The 10,147-nt window shown below is 58.8% G+C and carries 7 protein-coding genes; 2 read left to right on the top strand and 5 right to left on the bottom strand.

Annotation, left to right across the window (positions count from 1 at the left end; all coding sequences use genetic code 11):
- Together ACWIZX_RS01150 and ACWIZX_RS01145 are read left to right on the top strand one after the other, a co-directional pair.
- Nucleotides 1-1,536, top strand: a 1,536-nt coding sequence (locus tag ACWIZX_RS01150) for an alpha-galactosidase (protein WP_448334560.1), incomplete at its 5' end; no start/stop codon positions are given.
- A gap of 35 nt (nt 1,537-1,571) precedes the next feature.
- Complete coding sequence (locus ACWIZX_RS01145) at nt 1,572-2,573, top strand: hypothetical protein (RefSeq protein ID WP_448334559.1); 1,002 nt, start codon at nt 1,572-1,574, stop codon at nt 2,571-2,573.
- Between the two features lie 6 nt (nt 2,574-2,579).
- Here the strand turns inward: ACWIZX_RS01145 and ACWIZX_RS01140 are convergent, their stop codons facing one another.
- The 5 genes from ACWIZX_RS01140 to ACWIZX_RS01120 form a co-directional block, all read right to left on the bottom strand.
- Nucleotides 2,580-3,461 (bottom strand): carbohydrate ABC transporter permease, encoded by an 882-nt coding sequence (locus ACWIZX_RS01140; RefSeq protein ID WP_448334558.1) that lies wholly within the window; start codon nt 3,459-3,461, stop codon nt 2,580-2,582.
- 14 nt (nt 3,462-3,475) lie between these two features.
- On the bottom strand, nt 3,476-4,366 hold the full coding sequence (locus ACWIZX_RS01135) for an ABC transporter permease (protein ID WP_448334557.1): 891 nt from the start codon (nt 4,364-4,366) through the stop codon (nt 3,476-3,478).
- A 287-nt stretch (nt 4,367-4,653) separates the two neighbouring features.
- The gene (locus ACWIZX_RS01130) at nt 4,654-6,363 is read right to left on the bottom strand and encodes an extracellular solute-binding protein (RefSeq protein ID WP_448334556.1); all 1,710 of its coding nucleotides are present in this window, start codon (nt 6,361-6,363) and stop codon (nt 4,654-4,656) included.
- 225 nt (nt 6,364-6,588) lie between these two features.
- The gene (locus tag ACWIZX_RS01125; protein ID WP_448334555.1) at nt 6,589-9,240 is read right to left on the bottom strand and encodes a beta-glucosidase H; all 2,652 of its coding nucleotides are present in this window, start codon (nt 9,238-9,240) and stop codon (nt 6,589-6,591) included.
- Nucleotides 9,241-9,688: 448 nt separating this feature from the next.
- A partial coding sequence (locus ACWIZX_RS01120) for a CZB domain-containing protein (protein WP_448334554.1) occupies nt 9,689-10,147 on the bottom strand: 459 nt, incomplete at its 5' end.

The following is a 10,147-nucleotide window of genomic DNA, read 5'->3' as shown; positions in this document are numbered from 1 at the left end:
CATCCTTTTGCGGCAATGTTCACACCGGATGGGGAGGCGCTCTCGTTGGCGGTGGCCTGGTCGGGCAACTGGGTGTTGCGTTTTGAGCCGCTGGATGGCGGCGGGGTGCAGCTGAGCGGCGGGCTGCACGACTGGCAGTTTTCCAAACGCCTGAAGCCGGGCGAAGCGCTGAGCGGTGCGCCGCTGGTGCTGGCGGGCGGGGCCGACTTGAATGAGATTTCGCAGCGGCTGGCACGGGTCGGACGGCAGTTCTGGTACCCGCGCAACCCGCTTGCGGAGCGTTTGCCGGTGGAGTGGAATCACTGGTGGCCGTATGAGGATGTCGAAATCAACGAAGCGGTGTTTTTGGCCAACGCCGAAAAGGCCGCCGAACTGGGGTTTGAGGTGTGCACGCTGGATGCCGGCTGGTTTGGCCCGGCGGATGCCGAAACTTTCTGGTACGATTACCGCGGCGACTGGCATCTGGTCAACCGGCGGCGCTTTCCAAACGGCATCCGTTATCTGGCGGAGCGGGTTCATGCGCTGGGGATGAAGTTCGGCATCTGGTGCGAAATTGAAGCGCTGGGTGAAAAGGCCAGTCTGGCGGTGGAACGTCCGGAGCTGCCTGCTCTGCGGGATGGCCGTCCGCTGGGTTATGTGTGCATGGGCAACCCGGCCGCCCGCGAGTGGGCCTATCAGACTCTGGCGCGGCTGATCCGCGAATTCGGGGCGGACTGGATCAAGGTGGATTTCAACCTCGACCCGGGCGCCGGCTGCAACCGCACCGATCACGGCCATCAGGAAGGCGACGGATTGTACGAGCATTACCGCGGCTATTACAGCGTCCTGACGCGCATCCGGCAGGATTTTCCCGATGTGGTGCTGGAAAATTGCTCATCGGGCGGGCTGCGCATTGACCTGGGCATGCTGCGCCATACCCACATGACCTTTCTTTCCGACCCGGACTGGCCGGTGCATGACCTGCAGATATTCTGGGGCGCCAGCGCCATGCTTGCCCCAAATGTGCTGCTGCACTGGACGTACAGCCACTGGCGCAACACTGACCCGCCGCCCTACCAGCGCTTTGACCCGTTCGACCCCGCCCTGACCCGCGAAAAATGGGATTATTACACGCGCATCTCGATGCTGGGCTGGTACGGCATCTCCCAAAAACTGACCGAAATCCCGGCCTGGCTGGCTGAGCGAATCGGACAGCACAACCGCCTGTACCAGCGCCAAGTGCGCCGCTTTATCCGCGAGGCGGATTTATACCGCCTGACCGACCAGCCGCGGCGCAACGGGACGGGCGAGCGCTGGGCGGCTTTCCAGTATGCCCTGCCGGATGGGAGCGAGCATTTGCTGTTCGTCTTCCGCCTGACGGGCGGCGAGGAGCGCAGAATCATTCGGCTGCAGCAGCTGCAGGCGGAGCGCGTTTATACGCTGTGCGGGCTGGAAGGGGAAGTGGAATGGCAGCGCAGCGGGCGCAGCCTGATGCAGGACGGGCTGGAGATTGACTTTCTACCGGAGGAAGGCTCGCTGCTGCTGATGGTGCGGTAAAACACAAAAACGAAGCAGAATACGGAGAAAAGAAGATGAGCGAACCTCAAAAATTGCGTGTAGCCAATATATCTATTGCCATTGAACCGGTTGAAGAAATGCGCTTCCCAAGCCCAGCCGATTGCAACAGCCCCTGCTGGTGGCGGGATGGTGAGCTACGCGTGCTGACCTCCACCGGTCACCCGGTGCTTTCGGCGGGCAGTAACCTGAATCACCTGTCCCGAATCGGAGAAATCACTTACACCGCCTGGCGGGACGGGGGCAGGTGGATCGAGTCGGTCTTCCCGGATGAGGACGGCACCCTTTACGGCTGGTATCACAACGAACCGGCTCATTTGATTGGCGAGGAGTATCAACAGGGCCGCCAGTTCCGGCTGACGGCGCCGATGATTGGGGCGGTGGTTTCCCGCGACAACGGCGCTACCTGGGACGATCTGGGCATCATCCTCAACGGTGGACCGGAAACGCTCAATCTTGAAAAGCATAACTACTGGTTTGCAGGCGGCAACGGCGATTTCAGCGTGATTCTCGACCGCGAAAGACGCTATTTTTACTTCCTTTTCGGAACCTACTACCGCGATGTGGCCCAGCAGGGCATTTCTATGGCACGCATGCGCTTTGAGGAGCGCGCCTGCCCGGTGGGGCGGGTGTGGAAATGGCACAACGGCGGCTGGACGCAACCCGGCCTGCTGGGTGCGGTGACGCCGGTCATTCCGGTGCAGGCCGACTGGTACAGCCCGCAGCCGGATACCTTTTGGGGGCCTTCAGTCCACTGGAACCGCTTCTTGCAGCAGTATGTCATCCTGATGAACCGCGCCATTGACCCGCGCTGGGGGCAGGACGGCATTTACCTCAGCCTGACGCCTGACATCAGCGACCCGCACAGCTGGACGCCGCCGGTTAAGATTCTGGATGAAAAGGGCTGGTACCCGCAGGTGATCGGGCTGGAAGAAGGCGATACCGACCGCGAGGCGGGCGAATCGGCGCGCCTGTTCATCCACGGAGTTTCGCGCTATATCCTGCGATTCTCGTCGTGAGGTGGCTTACTCTTTGACCGCACCGAGCATGATGCCGCGCACGAAGTAACGCTGCAAGAACGGATAAATCATCAGAATCGGGATCATTGCCACAAACAATTTGGCAGCGTTGAGCGTGGCGTTGGAGAGTTTGGCCATCAACTGTGCCTGCCCGCCGTGCAGGATGGGGCGGTCGGCAATGACCAGCTGCTGAATGTAGGTTTGCAGCGGGTAGTTGTCCGGGTTGTTCATCAAAATCAGCCCATCGAAGAAGGAGTTCCAGTGGCCGACGATGGAAAACAGGGTGATGGTCGCCAGCGCCGGAAGCGAAGTGGGCAGGTAAATGTGCCAGAGCAGCTGCCAGGGGTTGGCGCCGTCAATGCGGGCGGCCTCATCCAGTTCTTTGGGAATGTTGCGGAAGAAATTCATCAGGATGATGACATTCCAGATCGGCACTGCGCCGGGCAGAACCAGTGCCCAGATCGAGTCGATCAGCCCATAACCGGCAATGGTCAGGTACCAGGGTACGATGCCGACGTTCAAAATCATGCCAAAGACGAACAGCCACACAAAAACCGTGCGGCCGGGGAAGGCCTTTTCGCTGCGCGAGAGTGGAAAAGCGGTCAAAATGGCCAGTCCAAAGTTGAGCAGCCCGCCCAGGACCACCCGCAGCACCGAAATGCCGAAAGCACGCCAGAACTTGACATCCTTCAAAATGTAATCGTAAGCGGTCAGGTTGAAACCCACCGGCCAGAGTTTGACCATTCCGCCGCTGACCGCCGCGCGTTCGCTGAGCGAGATGGCCAGGGTATTGACCAGCGGCAGCAGGGTGGAAATGCCCAGCGCCAGCAAAAAGGCGGCAATCAGCCAGTCCACAATGCGGTCTTGCAGTCGTTTGGAATAGACCATGAGGTGTGTACCTCCTAAAAGATGCGGTAATTGGCAAACTTGCCGGCAAACCAGTAAGAGATGCCGATCAGGATGAGCGAAACGACTGTTTTCAGCAGGCCGACGGCGGTACCAATGCTGTACTGCCCCTGAATCAGGCCGACGCGGTAAACATAGGTATCCAGAATATCACCGGTGGAATAGACGATGGGACTGTACAGGTTGAAAATTTGATCGAAACCGGCATTGAGAATGCCGCCCAGGCTCAGGCTGGCGACCAGCACAATAGTCGGCAGGATGCCCGGAATGGAAATGTACCACATTTTTTGAACACGATTGGCGCCGTCCAGTTCGGCGACCTCGTAAAGGGTGGGGTCAATTGCCGTCAGCGCGGCCAGATAAAGGATGGCTTCGAAGCCAAATTCCTTCCACACATCGCTGAGGATGATCAGCCACGGGAAGACGTCCGGCCGGCCCAGAAAATAGACCGGCGCGATGCCAAGCAAGCCTAAAAAGTCGTTGAGCAGCCCGTTGCGCGCCAGAATGGTGCGCAGGATGCCCGCCAGAATCACCCACGAGAGGAAGTGCGGCAGATAGACCATGGTTTGCACGGCGCGTTTGACGCGCAGGTAACGCAGTTCGTTGAGCAGCAGGGCAAAGGTGATGGCGGCCAGTTCGAGCAGGACGATTTTCATCACCGCGATGAAAATGGTGTTGTAGAACACCTGCCGCGCATCCCGCACACGGAAGATATAAAGGAAATTGTCCAGTCCGACCCACGGCGAACCCTGAATGCCAAGAGCCGGGTTGAACTTTTGGAAGGCAATGATGGAATAAAACAAGGGAACGAAAGTGAAAGCAAATAACAAAACCAGCCCCGGCAAGATCATTGCATAGTAGCTGAAACGATCCGAATTTTTACGCATGGGGATACCTCAGGCCAGGAAGACAGAAAACGGATAAAAATCCAGACTTAACGTCAATTCGGGATAAATCATTTTTACATCAACTTTCGAATTATCGGCCCCCTCCTGCACCTCCCCCAATATCGCTTTGGCGATATTGGGGGAGGTGGGTGGGGGTTGTTTCGATACAAAGTTTTAGGATTGTCAAGGAACTTTGAGAAAGCCATGGGGAGTGGAGCAATTCACCCCCCTCATCGGAAGGTAGAATTGCTCCACTTTTCTTCATTGTATGAGGAACGAAATGCGGCTTACTGGCTGTTCATCTTATCCAGCAGGGCCTGACCGCCGCTCTTGTACCAGTCCTGCACGAACTTATCGAAGTCATCCAGCGGACGGGCGCCGGTCATAATCTGCAGGAAGGTTTCCTCTTCCATCTTTTTCAGCGAAGGCCAGTTCTGGTCAAGCGACAGGACGCGGGCGGCTACCGGATCGGTGCGCACCTCGTTGTAACCCTGCGCCAGCAGCAAACCGGCTTCCAAACGCGCCATGCGGGTAGCCCAGTTGGAGGGGTCGCTGCGCGGAGCGGCCACATCCGCCTTGATCTGCTCAAATTCTACCTTCATGGCTTCTCCAAAAGTGGCCGGATCCAGTTTGCCGTCGAGCGCATCTCTGTACTCACGCGCCATGCGTTCCACCACGTAAGGCTGCTCGATCAGGAAGGGGATGGGCAGAAGCAGGGTCCAGATTTCGTTGAAGTTGGGGTAGAACTGCGGCGCATTGTTCAAACCGTAGCTCAGATCGTTTTGGATGTTCAAAATTTTGAGCGCGACTTCGGGGTGAGGATAGCCCTTGCGCACCACCACATAACTGTAGGTGTAATCGCCCATCGAGAAGGTCTGCCCGCCGTTTTTGTCCTGAATCAGGTAGGGCCACCAGTCGGCGTTAGGGTCATTGGTGACCGAATCCACCAGCGGCCACCACGGAATCCACCACGGGCCCATCATGATGCCGGACTTGCCGGCCACCGGAATTTCGTTCGACTTGCCGCCGTCTTTGGTGGCAAATTCGGGGTCAATCAGGCCATCTTTGTACCAGCGGGCAATCAGGGCCAGCGCTTCTTTGACCTCCGGCTGGAGCGAGCCGTAGATGATCTTGCCGGAGCTGTCGCGGTAGAACAGCTCAGGGAAGGCGCCGTAAGCGTTGAAGAAGGCATCGAAGCCGTGCAGGTTGCTGGGGACGTTGATGGGGTTCATCGAGCCGGTCAGGCCGAAGGTATCGGCGACGCCGTTGCCATCCGGATCCTGTTCAATGAAGGCGCGAGCGATCTTCTCGATATCTTCCACCGTCTTGGGCGGCTCTAAACCGAGTTTGTTCAGCCAGTCGCGGCGCACAAAAGCCATGATGGGCGCATCGGCCTGCGGCTGGACGTTGGGGATGCCCATGATCTTGCCGTTGATGGTGGCGGCTTGCAGGGCTACCCCTTTGGTCTGGTTGTAATTTTCCAGAATATCGGCGTTGGCGTACTTTTCAATGTAGGGGGTCAGGTCTTCGATGGCATCCGCTTCGGTCAATTGCTGCAGCTGGATTGGATCCACGATCATGATGTCGGGGATATCTTTGCTGGCGATGGCCAGATTGAGTTTGTCCAGAAAGGCGTCGCTGGTGACCACCCACTTGAAGGTGATGTCTATGTTCAGGGTGTCCTCGATGTACTTCAAAGCGCGGTTATTTTCGATGGTTTCACCGGCCGGCAGGGTGCCGGCGCTTTCGGAGCCGCCCTTGACCACCGAAACGGTGATGCGTTCATCATAGGGGCGGTAGGGGTCGGTATTGCGCCACTCACCCCACTGGTAGGCAGGGGTTTCTGCCTGAGCCGGTGGCGGTTCGGGCGGGGTGGTGGGTTGCTGAGATACCCCAGTAGGGGCGGCAGTTGGCTGCGCCGGCGTTGCGCAAGCCGAGAGAATCAGGGAAAGACTGACCAGAATCAGGGCGAATTTGATCGTCCACTTCTTGAACATGGTTCCTCCAAAAACAATGTTGGGGTAAGTTGGAATGATTGCCGGATTATCCGGCCGGGCGTAGCCCATCCATCGGGTAATAAGGATTTGCAAAATCAGGGTGTTGAGAGTGGTCTAACCTCCTTCAGGATCAGGTTACCGAAAACAAAAAAGAGTAGTTGTCATTTGTCGAAAGCCGTTGGACAACTACTCTAAGTATATAAAGAGGTACGGGGCTTGTCAACCCTATGGGAGATTTTTTAACTCCTCCGCAACGGCAGCCAGCAAGGCCGGGGGGGCCAGCTGCGGAAAGCGCAGGGAAATTTCTTCCAGCGTCAGTTCCAGCAGGCTTTGAACCTGCGGTGAGTCAACCTGACCGCCGAAGTAACGCCGCAATACCGCGGCGGCCTGCTCATCGGCCAGCACTTCACCCAGACGCGAATGCACACCCAATCCGCCGCTGGTCTGCGAAGCAGAAGGCAGCAGACGCACCGTCCCGCTCAGGCGAATATCACGGCTGGATGCGCCAACCAGAATCTCAAACCAACCGCTTTCGCTATCCCAGCCGGGTTTGGCGGGGTCGTAGAACCAGAAGGCTTCGCGGTTCAGCCTGACCCGCACCGTCCGGCTTTCGCCCGGCTGCAAATCCACTTTGACAAAGCCTTTCAATTCTTTGGGCGGGCGGGTCAGGCGGCAGTGGACATCCCGCACGTAAATTTGGGCGGTTTCCATGCCGGCTTTTTCTCCGCAGTTGGTGATGCGGAAGGCCACTTCCACCTCTTCGCCGTCCTGAAATTCCGGCGGGGTAATTTGCAAATCGCTGTACTCGAAGCGGGTGTAGGAAAGGCCATGCCCAAAGGGGAACAGTACTTCGCTTTCGGTAAAATCGTAGTAGCGGTAGCCGATGAACAGCCCTTCGCCGTAATGGACTTTGCCGTTTTCACCGGGGTAGTTGATGAAGGCGGGGTTTTCAGCCAGCCGGCGCGGGAAGGTGGTGGGCAGTTTGCCGGAGGGGGAAACATCCCCAAACAAAATGTCGGCCAGCGCGTTGCCCTGCTCCTGACCGGCGTACCACAACTGCACCACGGCATTGACCTGATTCAGCCACGGCATTTCGACGGGCGAGCCGCAGTTCAGCACCACCACCGTGCGCGGGTTGACTTCTGCAACGCGGCGGATCAATTCGTCCTGCTCACCGGGCAGGCGCATGTCCAGCCGGTCAAAGCCTTCCGATTCCCAATCGGGGGTCAGGCCGGCAACGATGACGACCGCATCGCTGCGTGCCGCCAGTTCAACCGCTTCGGCAATCAGGTCGGCGGGATGGGGGGGCAGGCAGCCCAGCCTCAACCAGCCGGCCGGCTGGCGGCTGGCGGCGCGGTAGGTTATCTCGACCGGATAAGCCTGCCCGGCGGTGAGTTCCACCTCTACCTGACGGGTCACACTTTGCTCCGGTGTGGAGCGGATTTGAATCAGCGGCTGACCGTCCAGGGTCAAATCGGTTTCGCCGGTCGCCTCCAGCCAAAGGGTATGGCTGCCGCTTTCCTGCGCCAGAAAGATGCCGCTCAAACGGGCTGAAATGCCTTGCTGAGAAAAATCCTGTTCGGGAAGTTCGCCAAAATAGAGGTTGGTGCGCCGAATCGGTCGGCGGTGGAGCGGCTCGCCGCGCAGGTTGGGGCCGTCAAAGATTTCCAGCAGCCAGCCGGGCTGCCCGGCGGCAGTCTGCATGGAGGAGGGCTCGGGGTAGGGCGGGTAGCGGTGCGAAAAAGCGCCGATGGCGTATTCCACCACCGTCTGCTCGCCGGCGCGCTGGCGGATGCCCTCCAGCGGCGAAACGGCGTAGTACGGTATGACGGTTGAACTGCCGCCACCCATGATCTCGCCCCAGCGGGCGTTTGCGCCCAGCACCGCCAGGCGGCGGACGCCTTTCAGCGGCAGCGCTCCTTCGTTTGTGAGCAGGACAATCGCCTCGCTTGCCGCCCGGCGCAGCAGGGAACGCTGTTGGGGGGTATCCAGCCCGCCTTCTTCCGGGTGTTGGGGCTGTTCAAACCGTCCGGTGCGCAGCAGGGCACGCAGCAAACGACGGACTTTGTCATCCAGCGCGGCCGGCGTCAGGCGGCCCTCGCCAAGCGCCTTACGGACGAGGTCGGCTTTCATCCAGCGCGCCGGGCCGGGCATTTCCAGATCCAGCCCGCCGGCCGGGACGGCTTCGCTGTAAGTACCGCCCCAGTCCGAAAGCACCAGCCCGTCATAGCCCCACTCACCTTTGAGGATGGTCTTAATCAGGTCATCGTGCTGGCTGGCATACACCCCGCGGATGCGGTTGTAGGCGGTCATCAGCGCAACCGGTTTGGCGGCGCGAAGGGCTTTGCGGAAGGGCTCGAGGTACAGCTCGCGCAGCGGGCGTTCTTCCACCTCGGCGCTGATGGAAAGACGCTGATATTCCTGATCATTGCAGACAAAATGCTTGATGCAGCAGCCGACTCCGCGGCTTTGCACGCCGCGGATGTAGGCGGTTGCCATCTCGCCGCTCAGGTAGGGGTCTTCGGAGAAACATTCAAAATTGCGCCCGGCCAGCGGGGTGCGGTGCAGGTTGACGGTGGGCGCCAGCAGCACGTCCGCGCCTTTGGCGCGGGTTTCATCACCCAGCAGCGCGCCAATTTGCTCGACCAGCGCCGGGTTCCAGGTGGCCGCCAGCGCCGTACCCACCGGCGTGCAGGCCGAAAAGGCTGCCAGACTGCCCCACGCGCCGCGCGCGCCGTTGGGGCCGTCGCTCGCTTTGAGCGAGGGGATGCCCAGCCGCTCGATGGCGTGGGTTTGCCAGTTATCCGCTCCCGCCAGAAGGCGGATCTTTTCTTCCAGAGTGAGTTGTTGTAAGAGGGATTCGATATCGGGTTGCATAGGGTTGATTTCCTGAATTGGGGAAGTGGAGGTATTAGGGAAGAATCCATCTGGTTATATCACACCTCAGGAATTCCAGGGATGATATTCTGCCTCTTTGCAGGGCTTTCTCAAAGTCGAAAACGGTCAAACAGCAGCCGGCGGGTGTTGACCGATGTCTATTCGGAACAATCCAATTATGTGTCCAATCGAGCGATTTTGCCCCCTTCTGCTCCTCCCCCAATATCGCTTTGGCGACATTAAGGGATGCGGGAGGGGGTTGTTTTGCCACAATTCCAGTTTCGATACGAAATTTCAGGGTTGTCAAGGAAGTTTGAGAAAGTCATAGCGTATTTGCGTAGTGCGGGGTCGCATCCACAAGCGGCTTTTGGCGCAAAGAAGACGGGCTGCCCGGCGATTTTGCCGGGCAGCCCTTGCAGGGGGAGAGGATTCGGTTTGGAATTTGCGTCTATACCACGTTCTTCAACTGATCCATTTTGCTGGCAACCCGCTGGGAAACGCTTTTCAGTTCTTTGAGCAGCTGGCCGCCGTGATGACTGCCGCTGCCGTTGGCGGCAAATTCGCGCAGCAGATTATGGAATTGAATGTGATCGGCTTCGATGGCTTTGAATTCGGCGCGGCTGCCAAACTCGCGCTTTCCCAGTCCGTAATACCACCTTCCCAGACTGCAGTCGGTATGGGACGGCACCTCGCTGACTTTGATGGGTGCGCCGCCCGCAGCCGCTTTTTCGGCTTTCTCCGTCCACTTGAAATGCGCCTTTTTGAAGGTTTCGATTTCATCCAGCAGGTCGCTGCGCGCGGATTGCTGCAGTTTGAACTGGCGGACAATTTCTTTAAGATTCTGCGCCATTTCCTCCAGCGAGCGCGCCGACGCAGCGACTTCTTCCACCTGCGCGCTCATCTCTTC

Source organism: Bellilinea sp., assembly GCF_053501535.1.
Note: the sequence above shows the minus strand (reverse complement) of the source record. Positions and strands in the feature narration are given on the sequence as shown.